General features: G+C 38.2%; 15 protein-coding genes. 9 read left to right on the top strand and 6 right to left on the bottom strand.

What is annotated here, in order from left to right; genetic code table 11:
• Nucleotides 1-77: 77 nt before the first annotated feature.
• Complete coding sequence (locus MB14_RS17035; protein WP_062593760.1) at nt 78-602, bottom strand: PRC-barrel domain-containing protein; 525 nt, start codon at nt 600-602, stop codon at nt 78-80.
• Between the two features lie 222 nt (nt 603-824).
• On the opposite strand from MB14_RS17035, the gene MB14_RS17030 reads away from it, so the two are divergent.
• Complete coding sequence (locus tag MB14_RS17030; protein ID WP_053223129.1) at nt 825-1016, top strand: hypothetical protein; 192 nt, start codon at nt 825-827, stop codon at nt 1014-1016.
• Here MB14_RS17030 and MB14_RS17025 read toward each other — a convergent pair whose 3' ends face one another.
• Nucleotides 1017-3431 carry an ABC transporter permease gene (locus tag MB14_RS17025; RefSeq protein ID WP_062593758.1) on the bottom strand — a complete coding sequence of 805 codons (2415 nt, stop codon included), beginning with the start codon at nt 3429-3431 and terminating at the stop codon, nt 1017-1019.
• 182 nt (nt 3432-3613) lie between these two features.
• Here MB14_RS17025 and MB14_RS17020 point away from each other — a divergent pair, with 182 nt between their 5' ends.
• Together MB14_RS17020 and MB14_RS19200 are read left to right on the top strand one after the other, a co-directional pair.
• Entirely contained in the window at nt 3614-4681 is a 1068-nt protein-coding gene (locus tag MB14_RS17020) for a fatty acid desaturase (RefSeq protein WP_062593755.1), read from the top strand.
• A gap of 118 nt (nt 4682-4799) precedes the next feature.
• Nucleotides 4800-6995, top strand: coding sequence for a helix-turn-helix domain-containing protein (locus MB14_RS19200; RefSeq protein ID WP_062593753.1), 2196 nt, complete (start codon nt 4800-4802; stop codon nt 6993-6995).
• 44 nt (nt 6996-7039) lie between these two features.
• Here MB14_RS19200 and MB14_RS17010 read toward each other — a convergent pair whose 3' ends face one another.
• The 3 genes from MB14_RS17010 to MB14_RS17000 form a co-directional block, all read right to left on the bottom strand.
• The gene (locus tag MB14_RS17010; protein ID WP_132644068.1) at nt 7040-7900 is read right to left on the bottom strand and encodes a murein L,D-transpeptidase catalytic domain family protein; all 861 of its coding nucleotides are present in this window, start codon (nt 7898-7900) and stop codon (nt 7040-7042) included.
• 267 nt (nt 7901-8167) lie between these two features.
• A complete protein-coding gene (locus MB14_RS17005) occupies nt 8168-8647 on the bottom strand; it encodes a PepSY-like domain-containing protein (RefSeq protein ID WP_062593751.1) in 480 nt (159 codons plus the stop codon).
• A 187-nt stretch (nt 8648-8834) separates the two neighbouring features.
• Complete coding sequence (locus tag MB14_RS17000) at nt 8835-10583, bottom strand: L,D-transpeptidase family protein (protein WP_165899477.1); 1749 nt, start codon at nt 10581-10583, stop codon at nt 8835-8837.
• Between the two features lie 553 nt (nt 10584-11136).
• Here MB14_RS17000 and MB14_RS16995 point away from each other — a divergent pair.
• From MB14_RS16995 to MB14_RS16975, 4 genes are all read left to right on the top strand, one after another.
• Nucleotides 11137-11811, top strand: coding sequence for a YiaD family glycine zipper/OmpA-like lipoprotein (locus MB14_RS16995; protein WP_062593747.1), 675 nt, complete (start codon nt 11137-11139; stop codon nt 11809-11811).
• 93 nt (nt 11812-11904) lie between these two features.
• The gene (locus MB14_RS16990) at nt 11905-12135 is read left to right on the top strand and encodes a DUF3820 family protein (RefSeq protein WP_062593745.1); all 231 of its coding nucleotides are present in this window, start codon (nt 11905-11907) and stop codon (nt 12133-12135) included.
• Between the two features lie 64 nt (nt 12136-12199).
• Nucleotides 12200-12634 (top strand): hypothetical protein, encoded by a 435-nt coding sequence (locus MB14_RS19005; RefSeq protein WP_132644069.1) that lies wholly within the window; start codon nt 12200-12202, stop codon nt 12632-12634.
• 116 nt (nt 12635-12750) lie between these two features.
• Nucleotides 12751-13962 carry a CynX/NimT family MFS transporter gene (locus MB14_RS16975; RefSeq protein WP_062593740.1) on the top strand — a complete coding sequence of 404 codons (1212 nt, stop codon included), beginning with the start codon at nt 12751-12753 and terminating at the stop codon, nt 13960-13962.
• Between the two features lie 21 nt (nt 13963-13983).
• Here the strand turns inward: MB14_RS16975 and MB14_RS16970 are convergent, their stop codons facing one another.
• Nucleotides 13984-14772, bottom strand: coding sequence for a glycerophosphodiester phosphodiesterase (locus tag MB14_RS16970; RefSeq protein ID WP_062593738.1), 789 nt, complete (start codon nt 14770-14772; stop codon nt 13984-13986).
• A 151-nt stretch (nt 14773-14923) separates the two neighbouring features.
• Here MB14_RS16970 and MB14_RS16965 point away from each other — a divergent pair, with 151 nt between their 5' ends.
• Nucleotides 14924-15592 (top strand): response regulator transcription factor, encoded by a 669-nt coding sequence (locus MB14_RS16965; RefSeq protein WP_053223118.1) that lies wholly within the window; start codon nt 14924-14926, stop codon nt 15590-15592.
• On the top strand, nt 15589-16974 hold the full coding sequence (locus tag MB14_RS16960; protein WP_062593736.1) for a sensor histidine kinase: 1386 nt from the start codon (nt 15589-15591) through the stop codon (nt 16972-16974). The genes MB14_RS16965 and MB14_RS16960 overlap by 4 nt, the downstream gene beginning before the upstream one ends.
• Nucleotides 16975-16992: the final 18 nt, after the last annotated feature.

Genomic DNA, 16992 nt, shown 5'->3' with positions numbered 1-16992 from the left:
TCCTCCGTAATTTTCATTTAAACAAAAAACCATAGTAGAGCTTTCTACCATGGTTTACAATTAGCAAGTAAATATTCTTAAAGTCCGTAGTGTGACTTGTGTCTATCTCTTACACTTTTGTGGCTACTATCGAATCTACTGGTTTTAAAACTAGCTTCTTCAATTGTAGATGGACCAGTATTTTTCGGGGTGTCGAGCACTACATTCGGTTCCATTTCTGCCTTCACTAAATAAGGTTGAAGGTCATAATAGTTGTACATGTTCCAAATAAACTGGGTGTACTCATCAACTCCTGATTTGGTCTCATCAATTGATGGTGCTTTCTTCAATTTATCAACATCAGCATTCAATATGACTTTTTTATCCTCATCAGAGTCTAGGTAAAAAGCACCAAACGGAACAGGAATATGCTTTGAGTCTATCCCCCAAAAGCCAGTGTTCACTTTTAATATTACATAAGCCACTCTTTCTGAGCCTTGATGAATAACGATATCTTCAATTTTACCAATATGGTCGTGGGCGGGTGTTAAAACATCACTGTTTTTTAAATCGCTAACTGATATAAAATAGTTTGTCATTTCTCTTTCGTTTAAGTTCAACATAGATTTCTAGGCTTAAAAAGCCCTTCTTACTATATAGAAGCAAAGACCATGAAAACTATTCCGAACATGGGTTTAAGTGAAGTATAGCCACATTCTAAAATCTTCAGCTCACAAAAATTGTGGAATGGAGATGATAAGCCGATTGTTATTGGGTAAATAATTACACAAATTAGGGTTGCAGTAGCACACAGAAATTTTTAAAAAACCTCTTATATTTTAAACATGGGATTATTCTGGGACCTTATACAACACAGTCAAATATCAGATCAACAAAGCAAAACAAGTTCACTGGAAGATAGAGTAAGTCATTTGGAACTCGAGTTGAGACACACCCAAGAACTTCTAGTGAAAACACTAAAAACTTTAGAAGAAACTATTGGCAAAGATATTAACGGAGATGGCCACGTAGGCTAATCATTCCGCATGTAAAGTATTCGCTGGGTTATTCAACGCTACTTTAATGCTGTGGTAGGAAACCGTAATTAAGGCAATTGAAATAGAACCAATAGCAACAAATACAAAAGTGTACCCACTCACATCAATGGAATAAGCAAAATTTTGCAGCCATTCTTTCATGGCTAAATAAGCAATAGGAACAGCAATTAAATTGGCAATCAGTATAAGCTTCACAAAATCTTTTGAAAGTAACTGAACAATGCCAAAAGTAGAAGCACCCAATACTTTTCGTACTCCTATTTCTTTAGTACGCTGGGTAGCTAAAAATGCAGCAAGCCCAAAGGCGCCTAGGCAAGCAATGATAATAGCTAAAACGGAAAAGGAGGTAAACACCTTTCCGCTACGCTGTTCTGCTTGATAAAGCGCTCCAAATTCTTCATTTACAAAACGGTAAGCCAACGGGCGATCAGGAATAAACTCTTTCCATTGTGCATCCATAAAATCAAGAGCTGACTTTACATTGGCAGAATTGGTTTTTACAATCATCAGGTTAGATGCTCTGGCATTCAAACTACTTGCAAAAATGGCGAGTGGGCCAATTTCTTGATGCAGAGATTCAAAATGAAAATCCTTTACCACTCCTATTACATTGTAAATAGGGCCATTAATAGGTTGTAGCTGTTTACCAATTGGGTTTTCCCATTTGAAGATTCGAGCTGCTGCTTCATTGATAATTACGGCAGAAGAGTCTGAAACCACTTCTGGATTAAAGGTTCGACCTTCTACAACTTCTAATCCCATGGTAGAAATTAAATCATAATCGCCACGCAAATTTGGCAAAAGAAAGCGATCACTGGCATCGCCTGTAACATCTGTAAAAGTACCGCCAACCACTTGTCTGCCTGGAATAGTATTCACTCCGCTGACTTCCAAAATATTTGGATTATTAAGCAAAGCGCTTTTAAAAGTATTGCTCTGGCCTCGAAGTAAATTAGTTCGCTCAATAACGACCAATTGATCTTTATCAAAACCTAAGCTCTTCTCATTCATATATTGTAACTGTTGGTAGATTACGATTGTGCCCACTACCAAAATTGCAGATATGGCAAACTGAAAAATCACCAAGCCATTTCTTAACCAAGAGTTCTTTGCACCACCCGTAAGCTTCCCTTTCAGTACCGTAACAGGCTTAAAAGCAGAAAGGTAAAACGCTGGATAAAGCCCAGCAACAACACCCAACAGCAGCGAGAATCCAAGCATTGCAAACAGAACTAGAGGAGTCAAAAAGGTATTCAACTCAATTGATTTTCCAGCCAATTCATTAAAGAAAGGAAGCAATAAGGCTGTCATGCCTACAGCTAACACCAGCGCGAGCAAACACATAATTATTGATTCGGCCAAAAACTGAAAAACCAACTGACCCTTTAATGCTCCCAAAACCTTACGCATACCAACTTCCTTTGCTCTATTGGCAGAACGAGCCGTAGCGAGGTTAATAAAGTTGATACAGGCAATAAGTAAAATGAAAACAGAGATTCCTGCAAAAAGATAAACCGTAGAGGCGCTTCCGTTGGGTTCTAGCTCCCATTGCAAATTAGAGTTGAGATGTATTTCAGATAAAGGTTGAAAAAAATAGCGATGTGCATTACCGGCCTCTTCATATTGCTGCCAACTTATTCCTAAAATACTCTGAATTTGTGGCTCCATATTTCGCTGTAAAACCTGTTGTAATTTTCGTTCTACAATAGGTACCGAACTAGCCTCCATTTTTACATAATTGTAAGCAACGTATGAGCCCCAAAATTGATTGTTATATAAACTTGGAATGGTATTAAGAGAAAAAAGAAAATCGAAATGAAAGTGACTGTTGCTAGGCAACGGCTCCACAACTCCCTTTACCAGCATTTGACCTATATTTTGCATTTCTAGCTGTTTACCAATCACATCTGTCGAACCAAAATATTTATTTGCCATTTCTGTAGTGATTACCAACGAATTAGGTTCGTTCAAAACAGTTTCCACATCACCTAAAATTAGCTTTGCTCCAAAAAAGTCAAAGAAATTCGAGTCGGCCGCAATTACATTTCTTTCATCAAAATACTGGTCGTCCTTTTCGATGGTTACCGAACCAAAGCTATTGTAGAGTCGAGTAGCAGCAGTAATTTCAGGTAGCTCGTTATAGAGTGTCATGCCCATTGGCATAGGGCTTCGGGCGTATTGAAAGCCATTATCGGGAAACTTTCGATCCAGAGCTATTCGAAAAGTACTTTCGCTGTTCGGATGAAATTTATCATAACTCAACTCATCTAATACAAAGCTTACAATCAAAAGACAGCAGCACATACCAATGGCTAAACCAAAAATATTAATAAAAGCATAGGCTTTCTGTCTAAAGATACTCCTGAACGCTACTTTAAAATAATTCCTTAACATATCGACATATTTTTTTGACCTAAAATGAAGATAAGAAATACATAAGCGTAAGTAGTTACTATTATTACGAATGGTCAGATTATTTGACAGAAACGCCACATTGGCCGAACTAAAATGGTGGATCGGAGTTTGTATTGAGTAGCTTGCAACCTTTAAGGTTAGCATTATTCAAACCCTTTTAAATGAAGAAAATTACAGCTGAAAAAATCACCCTAGAAAAAGAGCAAGTTTTATCGCTACGTAAGTACGCAGAAGAGCACAAAACCAAAGCAACCATTCAAATTATCAATTCCTTTTTACCTTTTATTGGCATCTGGATTTTAATGTATTTCTCCTTAGACGTTAGCTATTGGCTAACCTTTGGTTTAGGTATTATCAATGCTTTTTTCTTGGTAAGAATATTCATTATTCAGCACGATTGCGGTCATCAGTCTTTTGTCAAAAACAGAACCGCACAAAAAATTATTGGTTACGCTTGTAGCTATTTCTCTACTATTCCTTTCAATTATTGGGCAAAATCGCACAGCGTACACCATAAATTAAATGGCCAACTTGAAATGCGGGATATTGGAGACGTGACTACCTATACAGTGGCTGAATTTAAAGAGTTTAGTAAAGGCAAAAGACTTGGTTACAGAATTTACCGCTCTCCAATTGTAATGTTTCTTTTAGGGCCTATTTACTATGTTTTCATTCATAATAGATTGGCTAAAATCAAACTCCCTGCCTTTAAAAGCGCCAAGAAAGGTGTAATCGTGAACAACATTCTTTTGCTTGCCGCCTTTACGATTTTAGGTTTCACCTTAGGCTGGACCAAGTTTCTTTTGGTTCACCTTACTATTTTGGTTATGTTTTCAATCATCGCCATTTGGTTTTTCTATGTGCAGCACCAACATGAGCACGGTTATAAGCAATGGAAAAAGAACTGGGATTATGTTACTTCGGCCTTAAAAGGAAGCACTTATTATAAAATCCCAAGGGTGTTCAATTGGTTGACTGGCAACATCGGAATTCACCACGTTCACCATTTGAACCCGCTAATTCCAAATTATAACTTGAAGAAATGTATCAAGGAAAACCCGTGGTTAAATCAGTTTCCTACTATAATTGGATTTAGAGATAGCTTAAAACTTGCTTCGAATAAGCTTTGGGATGAAACACAACAGCGTATGATTTCCTTCCGAGAATTCTATGAAATGGAAAAGCGCGGCCTAATTCCGGTACCTGTATCGAATAAGTCTAATCACTAATAAAGGATCTAAACATTTAATAGTAAAGCTCAACCTTTAGGGTTTTGCTCGCAGACACCAAATCAAACAAAATTGTAAATTTGTTTGATTTGGTGTTTTTATATAATTATTATTAATCATGAATTACGAACTGACTGGGATTGCCAAAACCACGGCTAACTACATCAATACTACCAATCAGCATGTTTTTTTAACTGGAAAAGCTGGAACTGGCAAAACCACTTTCTTAAAATATATTGTTCAAAACACCCATAAAAAGGTAGTAGTAGCCGCTCCAACAGGGATTGCCGCCATTAATGCCAATGGGGTGACACTCCATTCACTTTTGCATTTACCTTTCGGTGCTTTTATTCCCGAACGAATAACACCACCGAACACAGGCAGTCAAGTAACAACCTTACTCAATCTATTTTCGAATGTAAGGTTTAATGCCTCAAAAAGGGCAATGATTCGCGAGGTAGAACTCCTGATTATAGATGAAGTCAGTATGCTGCGTTCCGATTTATTGGATTGTATCGATCACATGTTGCGCTACCTCAGAAAAAACAGAAATGAGCCTTTTGGTGGTCTTCAAATATTATTCATTGGCGATTTACTTCAGCTTCCGCCCGTGGTGAAAGACTCAGAGTGGAATGTGCTTTCAGAGTATTATAAAAGTAGTTATTTTTTCGATGCACATGCCCTTCGCGAAGCCCCTCCTATTCATGTAGAGTTGGATAAGATTTACAGGCAAACCGATGAAAACTTTATTCAAATCCTAAATCGATTTAGAGATAACGAACAAAATACTGAGGATTTAGCTTACCTAAATTCGTTTTATAAACCTGAAGTAAAAGAAAAGTCAGAAAGTGGATATATCTACCTGACCACGCACAACAGGAAGGCCGATGAAATTAACGCCAATCGACTGAAAAATCTTCAGTCGAATGCGCATGAATACAAAGCCGACATTAGTGGCGATTTTCCAGACAATGCGTACCCTACCAACCCCAATCTTTCGTTAAAACTGGGGGCTCAGGTGATGTTTATTAAGAATGATGCTTCAGGACAAGGTCAGTTTTTCAATGGGAAAATAGGAACAGTTTCACAATTGCGTTCTTCTGAAATTTGGGTAAAGTTCGAGGACGGAAATGAGGTAGAAGTAGGCAAGCATACTTGGGAAAATAAACGATACAAACTCAACGAAGCTTCAAACGAAATAGAAGAAAAGATACTTGGTAAATTCGAGCAATACCCGTTAAAACTGGCTTGGGCGGTCACAATTCACAAAAGTCAAGGCCTTACGTTCGAAAAAGCAATTCTGGATCTTACGGATGCTTTCACCCATGGTCAGGTATATGTAGCACTTTCTAGATTGACTTCTCTAAATGGATTAATTCTCGCTTCTAGGTTGCCAGAGGAGAACTTTGAACGAAGTCAAAGCATGAACGCTTTTATGGCTACGAAAAGTAGTCAAGACCAACTAGCCAGTGAACTACCTAACTACCAAAAGCGATATTACGCTAAATTAGCTGATACAACCTTTGACTTTGCTGGTATTTTGTATGCCCTAAGCCAACACATTCAAAGCTTTGATAAGGACGAAAGTAAATCGGCCAAACAAGAATTTCTAGGTTGGAATAGAAGGCTTTTAGAAAGTACCCTTCCCTTACAAAAAGTGGGCGCTACATTTATTGGTGAAGTTCAGCGAATATTGACCATGGAGGTTTACCTGCCTCATTTGGCTGAGCGAGCAGAAAAAGCAAAAGGCTACTTTAATAAGGAACTAGAAAAACTCACCGACCTTTTAGACGAACACCAAACCGATATTAAAGCAAAAGTTAGAATTACAGAATACAAAAAAGAGCTTAAGGCTTTAGAACAACTATATTTTAATAAAAAGGCTGAAATTCAGCGCTTTCATTTATTGGTAGGTAATGCGGTAAAAGGTAAAACCCTTACTAAGGGAGAAATGCTCAGTTCTAACTTGTATAAAGAGCGAAAAGTAGAAGCCGTTTCTAAAGGTAAAAAGTCGAAAACACCTACTGCCGAAATCAGCTTTGAGTTATACCAGCAGGGGAAAACCGTTGAGGAAATTGCTGAAGCCAGAGGTTTGGTTCCAGGCACGATTGAAGGCCATTTAACCAAATATATTTCGAGTGGAGAAGTGGACATCAGACGGTTGATAAGTGAAACAAAACTTAACAACATTCTTTCGCTTATAACTCCTGAAACTACCGGTACACAAGAAATAAAAAGTAAACTTGGAGATGATTATAGTTATGGAGAAATAAGAATGGCCTTAGCTTTTCATAATGTTTCCCATTCAAAATAAACGGTACTTCCAAGTCAAATGACAAAAGTCTAGCGTTTGCAAGCCTACATCGAGGTTAGAGCTTTGTGTTGACTTTCTAGCTTCTCCATCAAAGCTTCAACTTTTAAATGTTTTGAGGAATTTAAATATCCATCATCTTTATAGTAAGCAAAAATCACCGTTCGATCTTTAATAACATCAATCACCTTTTTTGAAATTTCCACAGGCAGTGCAGGACAGCCTTGACTACGACCAAGCCTTCCATACTTCTTTATCCAATCATCACTTACATATTTAGCATTATGCATTACCACAGCGCGTTTCCTCATCTGATCGTTGTAACCTTTATCAAGTCCATCTAAACGCATAGAGTACCCTTTGCTGCCAACATAAGTTTCTGCAGTTAGGTAAAAGCCTAAGCTACTCGCATTGCTACCTGATTTGTTTGAGAAAACACTAGATTTATTACCACCTGTGGTTCTCCCATGGCTCACAAGTGTATTAAATAGCACCTCCTTTTTATTTAAATCAATCGTGTAAAATCTCTTCTCAGAACTAGTTTGCGAGAAATCAATTATAGATATCAAATTTTTATTATTCAGAAGTTTGTCTTGTTTCAAACTATAGAAACCGATCATGGCATATCGGAATGGCTCGTAATCTAAATTCATCTCATTCAAACCAACTGCCTGATAAAGAGAGTAGAGAGAATCTTCAAAATTTATTCGATTTAGGTTCCTTTCAAAGGTTTGGGAGTATGCAGGTATAAGAGTACCTCGGCTATCGGCTTCATCGAAATTTACATTTGTAATTTGGGGCTGTGTTTGTTCTTTAAGCTTTGGGTTACTTCTTTCAACTTCTTTATCAATATTTTTGCACGAGCAAACAGAAAGCAGTATTGCTACTGCTAATAGATTATATCTCATAAATTTTTAAGGGTAGTAATTGGGAATTTTTCAATACAGATTCAAATTGCTTCTTAGCGATTAATTCAGGATCTCGACATCTGAACGGAAAACTAATTAATCTTATTGCCCTTTAAAAATGTTCTTTGTGAATCTACGTTAAATCAAAAATACTTACCCCCTTATTCAATCAGCCTACCTCGTATTTGTAGTCATACTTTTTTTCGAAAAAAAGAAGCCCCTCCAACCTTAAGTTTGAAGGGCTGAATTAAAAGACCTAACTGTTTTTTATTCCATTATCTTTTCTCCCGAAAAACTGTATTCCACATCCATATTTTTTCCCTCTCGCTTAAATTCTACATCATAGAATTTACCCTTTGTTTTGTGATCAACCCATTCAATTTCTGTAATATCATCTTTATCGTACTCTGCTTCGATCTTATTCTGAACAACTGGAGGTAAATCAGACCACTTAACACTCTTTTCGGTCTCAATCCAATTCCCGTTCAAATCGTAATCAGCTCTGTACTTATCACCTTTCAGCTTAAAATTTACCTCTAAGTTACCTTTGTCATCCTCCTCCCACTCACTGTCTTCACCGTTAGGGTATTGTCTCTGAAAGGTCTCAACCGCCTCATCGAACTTGCCCTTATTACCGTTGCTGGGGGCACATGCCGTTAAATAGAAAAAGTAAAGCAGTATCATTAGTTCTGGACGGTAGATTCTTTCAAAAAACTTATATGCAGCGTGTGATTTTATATGTTCCATGGTTATTAAATCTTTGATTCAAAACCTATAATTGCAAACTATCTACCAAAATAAAAAAAGCCTCTCAGAGGCCTTAATTCATGATTTATGATTTTCATACAGCATAATGTGTGGAAAATTTTACTCAAGCAACTGAATCTGTTTACTCCATATTTTACGCACGAATTTAGTTTTCAGAATTGTCTCTTTATTGAGTAGCAAACAAGTGTTTCAATTTATCAACCTGAGACTTGTCATGACCATAAATATCTTTTCTAAAGTTCATCAATCCGTTTTCATCAACGAAGGCGGTTAAATAAGTAATCTGAACATGATAGTCCTTTTCTAAGTACACCTTTTTAGGCGTGTTACTGAACATAGCTTGATTGATTTTGCTTGAAGTCCAATCCGCTTGATCACGCAGCAAGTATTCAGCTAATAACTCTGGCTTTTCTACTCTAATACACCCATGACTAAATGCTCTATCATAACGATTAAAAAGATGACCGCTAGGAGTATCATGTAAATAAATACTTAAATCGTTGGGCATTATAAACTTGACCCGTCCTAAACTATTCGATCCCCCTGGTTGCTGAACAACATTAAACGGAAAGTTACTGGATGAATACTCAGACCAATCTACTTTTGATGGATCGATCTCTGTTTCTGTGCTCCAACCTCTATAAAATTTATAATTCAGCTTTGTGTAATACGCAGGGTCTTCTTGAAGTTTAGGCAGCATCTCTTTAGACTTAATGCTGAAAGGCACCGTCCATGTTGGACTAAATACTAAGTACTTTAAAGTATCGGAAAAAATAGGTGTAGAAGTAAACTCCGTTCCAACAATCACCTTCATTTCAAGCGTTTTTTCATTGTCTTGGTATAATTTCAAACTGTAATCTGGAATATTAACTTCGGCATAATTTGCTCCATATTCACTTGGTAACCATCGCATTCGTTCAAGGTTCAACTCAATCTGACTCACCTTATCAGCAACAGGAATGTTTAACGCTGCTATGGTTTCCTTCCCCAAGCGACCATCTGGAGCTAAACCGTGTCGCTGCTGAAACTGCTTTACCGATGCCTGTAAAACTTCATCGTAATAATTTACATCTAAGTCCAAGCCGTCAAGGTCATAACTAATTTCAAATGGATCTTTTGGTCTCGGAGTATTGAAGAATGGGTCCGTAATAGACAATCTTTCTCTAATCTGAGGAATCGCCTCATGTTTTTCGCCCGGCTCAATTACTTTGGTGTCACCGATATTAATGGTTGACCAACCACCGCTGGCTTCAAGCTCACGGTATTTATTTAAATGATCTAGAAGTTCAGCATACTTATGGTGAGTAGGAAAAGCACTTTCCAACTGAGCCTTGAGTTGTTGAGGAGTTTTTACTTTAACCAAACCCGTCAAAAATCCATTGTTCTTTTTGTCCTTATGCCAATAACCACTCATTTGTTCATCAGGTAAACGCCCGTTCTGAATATGAAAATTGTAAAGCAGGTAATTAGCCGTCATATCAATTTCCATTTCCAAAACGTGTTCCTTACTAATACCTCGTTGAAACAGGGAATCCACATTTCTAAGCTCATCTACTCCATAATAATGTGGGCTCAAACCATGTGCAACACTAGAATCAATTTGTCTTACGGCTTCATAAAATATAGGCTTAGGACTATCTGAATAAAACCAAATGGATTGATTATTCCGCTCGGAGTATAAATTTCTTAGTTCATCTTTTATCTCCTCGTAATAGTCGGAACCTTTTATTTTATGAGAAACAGTGTTTTCAAGTTCCAGTTCGGAAGGGGCTACCTTAAATGACCTATATTCAAACTCATCTTCTATATCATTCTCGATTTCCACATTCTTTGAACTTACAATTAAAGATGAAACACTGAGAAGCACCGTGGCTCCCATTAACACTGCCAATAAACTTAGTATTCTATATTTCATAACTCGTGGTTTTAAGGTTAGTAGTTGCTCGCAACAGCCTACCATAGAGAAATATTATACCAAGTAAGAAATTAGCCCTTAAAGGCAGTTTTAAGGGGAAACCTCAGTTAAATAGGACGAAGGCTTACACGAATTGAGGATTTTTTTACCCAAACAAACTTGAAAGAAGTTTGAAAATCGAAAAACAAGGTAGGACACCTCAGCTCTAAAATACCATCATGAAAAGTGAATCAAACAGGAATCAATACCTAGCTACACTTTGTAACATAATTACTAATACCATGAAAAAAGTTTACCAACTGAATGTTGATAAAGAAAACAATTTGGCCAAGCTTCTATGTAGAAAAGAAAGGTAGTACCAATCGGAAAGAATGAAATCAATTTCTCTCATCTTTGCGCAAAACCATCTCTGTCGATTATCAAATTGAGTACTCCTTTACACATATGGGAAAGATTGAAACAACTTCCATTGCAAAAAGCGGCTTTAATTAAGCTTTTCACAGGTGGTACAAGAATTGAATAATAACAGCCAAATCAAATAACATACGAAATCATGAAATCATCATTAAAACTAATAACAGCAATTTTTCTTTCGGGCGCTCTTTTATTTGGCTGCCAAGCAAGTAACACAGTAAAAGGTGGAGCCATTGGAGCCACTGCCGGTGGTGTATTGGGTGGAGTAATTGGAGGTAAAGACAATACCGCCCTAGGTGCAATTATTGGCGCTACCGTTGGTGGTACTGCAGGTGCTTTAATTGGACGTAGAATGGACAAACAAGCCGAAGAATTAAGAAATGATTTGGAAGGAGCTAAAGTAGAACGTGTAGGAGAAGGGATTAAAATCACCTTCGACTCAGGTTTAATGTTCGCCACCAACCAATCCAACCTGAATGTAAATACTAAAGAAAACCTTAAAGATTTAGCCGCTACGCTTCAGAAATATGAAGACACTAACGTGCTTATCGAAGGTCATACTGACAATACTGGTACTGACGAATATAACATGACCCTTTCTAAGAAAAGAGCAGCTTCAGTACAAGAGTATTTAGTAAGCCTTGGTTTAGATTACCAAAGATTGGAAATCGCAGGCTATGGTGAAAGTCAGCCAATTGCAGAAAACGATACGAATGCAGGCAGACAAGCCAATCGTAGAGTGGAAGTTGCGATTTACGCTAACGACAAAATGAAAAGAATGGCCAAAAGAGGTGAACTTGAAGGAGGCGAATAAGCCCACTCAATTGAAAGTATTAAAAATGCTTTGTGAGAAATCGCAAAGCATTTTTTTATGCTTATACTTTCGGTGATTTAGTAACTTGCAACAATGGAAGGCCCTAACCCACAACTACTAGTCGACTTAGTGACAATGAAAATGCCTTTCGGCAAATACAAAGGCACTACGCTGTGCGATTTACCCACTTACTATTTAGAATGGTTTGCCAAAGAAGGTTTCCCTGAGGGCAAACTAGGCATGCTCCTTTCCACCATCTTTGAAATCAAAATCAACGGCTTGGAAGATTTGCTTAAACCCCTCAAAAATAAGAGAAGGTTTTGAAGAACCCTCCCCCAACCTTTCCAACCTTAGGTGGGTCTAAACCAGCAGAAAACCAATAACACCTATGAAATCATTATTTGCTTCTGCCATTCTCCTCATCTCCTTTTCTTCTTGTTCCGATGGGCCAGACTGCTGCGTTCTTGAAGGTAATCCACAGAAATGGGAATTGGTTGAAATGACAGGTAGTTTTTCACCATCCATTACCACAGGGAATGACATGGATTGGCAAGAATATTATATTTTGAATACCAACACGGGCAACTTCACCAAATCTAGAATAAGAGAAGGCGTAGAAACTTCAGCCTCTGGCACGTTCGTCTTTAATTCTACAGAAGAAGAACACTCGATCAAACTTACCTACCCAAGCGACAACGAGCTTATCGCCAATTGCACAGGCGATTTAATCGAAGTGTTAATCATAGAATCAGAAAACACATTAAAAGGCACTTGGGCCCCTTGCGATGGACCTGGCTTAAAATACCAGAGAACGAATAATTAAAAGGAAGATAAACGCTGAAAAACAATTCAGTTATTCAGCGAACTTTTACTCGGACTTAGCCATTAGGGTATGATATGATTACTCATACAGAGTATTTCATTCTGTAAGCGCTAATAATGTTAAAACCTGATTTAAAAGCTTCGAGTACTACTAGTCAACCCAAGCAAGCTTTACTTATTGCTGGTATTTTATTTATTGCCATCAACTTACGTCCGGCACTGGCCAGCGTGGGTCCATTGGTAAGTACCATTAGAGAAAGTACTGGACTATCGAATTCAATGTTGGGTTTGCTTACAGCTTTACCCCTTTTGGCATTCGGGGTGGTTTCAATGCTTACCACTCTTTTTACCAAACGCTTCGGAATGGCTGCTACTTTAGCGGGCGCACTCTTGTTAATCACCATCGGTATTCTGGTTCGTTCAATTGATTTTATACCTGCACTGTACATAGGAACAATTTTATCAGGTATTGGCATCGCCTTTGGCAATGTGCTTTTACCCAGCTTGGTGAAAAGAAATTTCGAGTCTAATTCTGGTCTCATCACCAGTTTATACTCGGGAGTTATGGCTGTTGGAGCTGCTACTGCAGCCGGCATTAGTGTTCCCCTAGCTCAAAACGAAGTCTTTGGTTGGCGAGGTGCTTTGGCCATTTGGGCTCTTCTTTCTTTCGCAGCATTTTTTATTTGGATACCCCAAATATGGCGTATTAAAAAAGCGAAAAAGCATCGTAATTTCTTAAAGGCCATGAAGCATCTGACGCGTTCGGCCTTAGCTTGGAAAGTGGCCGTTTTCATGGGTTTACAATCCTTCGCTTTTTATGTGATTTTGGCTTGGGTACCCGATATTCTTCAGAGCCGAGGCTTTGATGCCTCTTATTCAGGCTGGATGCTTTCTCTTTCACAAGGCACTGGCGTTTTAGGCTCGTTAGTTATTCCCATTTGGGCTGGAAGAAAAAAGGATCAACGAAGTATTATTCTCGTTCTGGTACTTTTAGAAGCCATAAGCCTAGTTGGGCTCATGTTCCCACAAGCAGGCCTTGTTCCCATTTGGGTTTCATTAATAGGTTTTGCCTTAGGGGGAAGTTTTGGTCTGGTATTAATGCTTATCATTTTCCGCTCAGAAGATTCCGAAACAGCGGCTGAACTTTCGGGAATGGCGCAATCCATTGGCTATTTGATAGCCGCCACAGGGCCAATTCTATTTGGTAGCATTTTCGATTTAACTGGAAACTGGTCTTACTCCTTGGCCTTTTTACTGGCCATTGCTTTACTTAAGCTTTATGTTGGTCTAGGCGCAGGAAAACCGGGAAAGATTTCGCAGGGAGCCTAATTCCTTCCAAAAGTCTAATTACTATTTTTTGATCTTCACACCTGGCAGCTTGACTAATCTATCTGGGAAATTAGAGATAATGCCATCAACACCAACTTCAATCAGTGCTTTCATAGTTTTTTCATCATCCACAGTCCACCTCCACACTTCAAGTCCAGTTTCGTGAGCCTTTTCTATATACTCCTTTGTAATTGGATTTCCACCCCCAGCACCAATCGCTTGAGCGTTAATAGCTTTGGCCATATCAATTGATCGTTCATTTGCTGACCCTACCAAAAATAGAATCGGAATATCTTTATCCAGTGCACGCACTTTTTCCAATGCCTGATAATAAAACGAGAAAACAATTACTTCATCTTTCATACCCAAATCATTGATAATATCGAGCATTTCTTGCTCCGCTCCATTGACCTTCAACTCAATACAAACCTTGATTTTCCCTTTCGACATGGCCAGTGCCTCTCTGAGCGTAGGCACTTTTTCACCCTTAAACTCTTCACCAAACTTATCAGAATAGCCCACCCTCACTTTGCTCAGTTCTTCATAAGTCATTTCAGCAATCTTTCCTTTCATTCCGTTAGAAGAAGTTCGGTTAACCGAAGCATCATGAATAACCATTAAAGAATCGTCTTTGGTTTTGTGAATATCCAACTCGTAATACTCAAACTGATGATCAATGGCTTTCTGAATGGCTGCCAAAGTATTTTCTGGCGCAATACCTGAAAAACCTCGATGAGCAATTACTTTAGTTTGGGCTAGAGCGCTGGTGGCAAAAAATAGCAGAACACAGAGAAAGGTTAACTTATTCATTTTACGGAAGTGTTTTCGTGAAGTAAGTACAAATATAGAAAACTCAAATTGCCTGAATATTAACTGGGCTTTATGATACCCCTACCCTTTTTTAAGGAAACTTTAAGGAAATACAGGATACACTCTAATCCAACAAATGATAAATTAGTGCATGAGAATTCTGATTGTTGAAGACGAGGTCGGGATTTCCAGCTTTGTTAAGCAAGGTTTGGAAGAAGAGTCCTTCGTGGTAGACACAGCGGCAGATGGCAACCAAGGACTTATTTTAGCCCTAAGCAATGATTATGACTTGCTCTTGCTCGATTGGATGCTGCCCGGCCTAAGCGGCATAGAAATTTGTCGACAATTCAGAAAAGAAAACAGCGCTACTCCTATCATTTTTCTAACCGCCAAAGATACAGTTCAAGAAACAATTTTCGGCTTGCAATCAGGTGCCAACGATTACATTAAAAAACCCTTCCATTTTGAAGAACTCTTAGAAAGAATCAGGGTACAACTGCGCTCCACGCCAAGTTCTTCTGAAAAATTGAGCATTGGAAACATAGTTTTGGATGTGAATGCCCACCAAGTGCATAAGGGAAATGAGGAGATTTTCCTTACGAAAAAGGAGTTCGCATTATTAGAGTATTTGCTCCGAAACAAGAACAAAGTTTGCCGCAGAACAAGAATTATAGAATCGGTTTGGGACATTCATTTTGAATATAATACTGGAGTAATCGATGTGTACATTAACGCGCTTCGCAACAAACTAAAGTTAAGTGAAGCTGAAAATTACATCCAAACAGTAAGGGGAATAGGCTATATCGCTAAGGAATTATGAAATTGAATTTCAAAAATAGAATTGCCCTCTACTACACTGTGGCCACAGCCATTATCACGGCATTGGCATTTCTTATCGTTTTTTTAAGCGTAAAGAAAACGGTTTTCAGCAACCTAGATAAAGAACTCTCTTATCAGGCCCAAAAGCACTCCAAGGAAATCATCATTGAAAATGACAGCATTCATTTCATGAACAAAGCCGAATGGGCCGAAAGAGAACATCGTGAGGTGCAGGTAAACCCCGTATTTATTCAGCTGATCAATAACCAAGGGCAGTTAATGGATAAATCGCCCAACCTTAAAGAGCAGCAACTCTCCTTTCTTGAAGCAGTAGAAAGCAACGATCACTTTAGCACATTCCTTGTAGATAGGGCCATTAGGCAAGCCCAAATTCCAATTGAAAAAAATGGAAGAAAGCAAGGCTATATTATTACCGCCATTTCAATGGAGAGTTCCACAATGGTGATTAAGAACCTGCAGAATACTTTATTGATCTCCTTTCCTATTGTGCTTTTTGGTCTTTATTTAATTTCAAGTTCATTGGCAGGCCGAAGCATCACTCCGCTTCAAGCCATTATAGATTCCACAAACACCATTACAAAAAATAATCTAAACGAACGGGTTCCGCTACCGCCTAACAAAGATGAAATCTTCGAACTTTCTTCAGCCATCAACGAACTTTTGCAGCGCATAGAAAACGCCATTCAGCGTGAACGACAGTTTACTTCAGATGCTTCGCACGAACTTAGAACCCCACTTTCAACACTCAGAGGTACTTTAGAAGTGCTCATCAGAAAACCACGCACACAATCAGAATATGAAGAAAAAGTGCAGTATGGTTTGAGCGAAATAGACCGCATGAGCAATATTGTGGAGCAGCTCTTGTTACTCGCTAGGTTTGATTCTAAAGGCGAAATTGAAGAGAATCATCTTATTCCATTGGTAAGTTTGGTTGATGAAGTACTCTCTAGAAATGGCAACACCATCAGTCAGAAAAATTTAAAAGTAAATTTTGAAGTAAAGGCCGAAACCGAAACTCTAGTACCTCAATATTACGCGAGTTTGATACTGGAAAACATCATCATAAATGCCATCAAATATTCCCTTGAAGGCAAAACGCTATCAGTAGAAATCTCAGAAGAAGAAAAGTATACGCTTTGTAAAATAAGCGACCAAGGCATTGGAATTAAGCAAGAAGACCTTAGTTCGCTATTTAATCCATTTTTTAGGTCCGATGCTTTAGAACATAAACAGATTACAGGAGCTGGCTTGGGATTATCTATTGCAAAAAAGGCAGTAGATGCTATTGGTGCGCAGATTACTGTAGAAAGTAAAATCAATAAAGGCACCACTTTTACGATTGCATTTTTAAGGAAACCTTAAGTTTCTCTTATGAGAAGC

The sequence above is a fragment of the Roseivirga ehrenbergii genome (genome assembly GCF_001593005.1).
In the GTDB taxonomy this organism is placed as follows: Bacteria; Bacteroidota; Bacteroidia; order Cytophagales; family Cyclobacteriaceae; genus Roseivirga; species Roseivirga ehrenbergii.
Note: the sequence above shows the minus strand (reverse complement) of the source record. Positions and strands in the feature narration are given on the sequence as shown.

Bases quoted from the DNA above. Each gene is read 5' to 3' on its own strand.
- MB14_RS16975 (WP_062593740.1), top strand. From the start codon at position 12,751: ATGTTAAAACCTGATTTAAAAGCTTCGAGTACTACTAGTCAACCCAAG.
- MB14_RS17020 (WP_062593755.1), top strand. From the start codon at position 3,614: ATGAAGAAAATTACAGCTGAAAAAATCACCCTAGAAAAAGAGCAAGTT.
- MB14_RS16970 (WP_062593738.1), bottom strand. From the start codon at position 14,772: ATGAATAAGTTAACCTTTCTCTGTGTTCTGCTATTTTTTGCCACCAGC.
- MB14_RS19200 (WP_062593753.1), top strand. From the start codon at position 4,800: ATGAATTACGAACTGACTGGGATTGCCAAAACCACGGCTAACTACATC.
- MB14_RS17010 (WP_132644068.1), bottom strand. From the start codon at position 7,900: ATGAGATATAATCTATTAGCAGTAGCAATACTGCTTTCTGTTTGCTCG.
- MB14_RS17000 (WP_165899477.1), bottom strand. From the start codon at position 10,583: ATGAAATATAGAATACTAAGTTTATTGGCAGTGTTAATGGGAGCCACG.
- MB14_RS17030 (WP_053223129.1), top strand. From the start codon at position 825: ATGGGATTATTCTGGGACCTTATACAACACAGTCAAATATCAGATCAA.
- MB14_RS17025 (WP_062593758.1), bottom strand. From the start codon at position 3,431: ATGTTAAGGAATTATTTTAAAGTAGCGTTCAGGAGTATCTTTAGACAG.
- MB14_RS16995 (WP_062593747.1), top strand. From the start codon at position 11,137: ATGAAATCATCATTAAAACTAATAACAGCAATTTTTCTTTCGGGCGCT.
- MB14_RS17035 (WP_062593760.1), bottom strand. From the start codon at position 602: ATGTTGAACTTAAACGAAAGAGAAATGACAAACTATTTTATATCAGTT.
- MB14_RS19005 (WP_132644069.1), top strand. From the start codon at position 12,200: ATGAAATCATTATTTGCTTCTGCCATTCTCCTCATCTCCTTTTCTTCT.
- MB14_RS16990 (WP_062593745.1), top strand. From the start codon at position 11,905: ATGGAAGGCCCTAACCCACAACTACTAGTCGACTTAGTGACAATGAAA.
- MB14_RS16960 (WP_062593736.1), top strand. From the start codon at position 15,589: ATGAAATTGAATTTCAAAAATAGAATTGCCCTCTACTACACTGTGGCC.
- MB14_RS17005 (WP_062593751.1), bottom strand. From the start codon at position 8,647: ATGGAACATATAAAATCACACGCTGCATATAAGTTTTTTGAAAGAATC.
- MB14_RS16965 (WP_053223118.1), top strand. From the start codon at position 14,924: ATGAGAATTCTGATTGTTGAAGACGAGGTCGGGATTTCCAGCTTTGTT.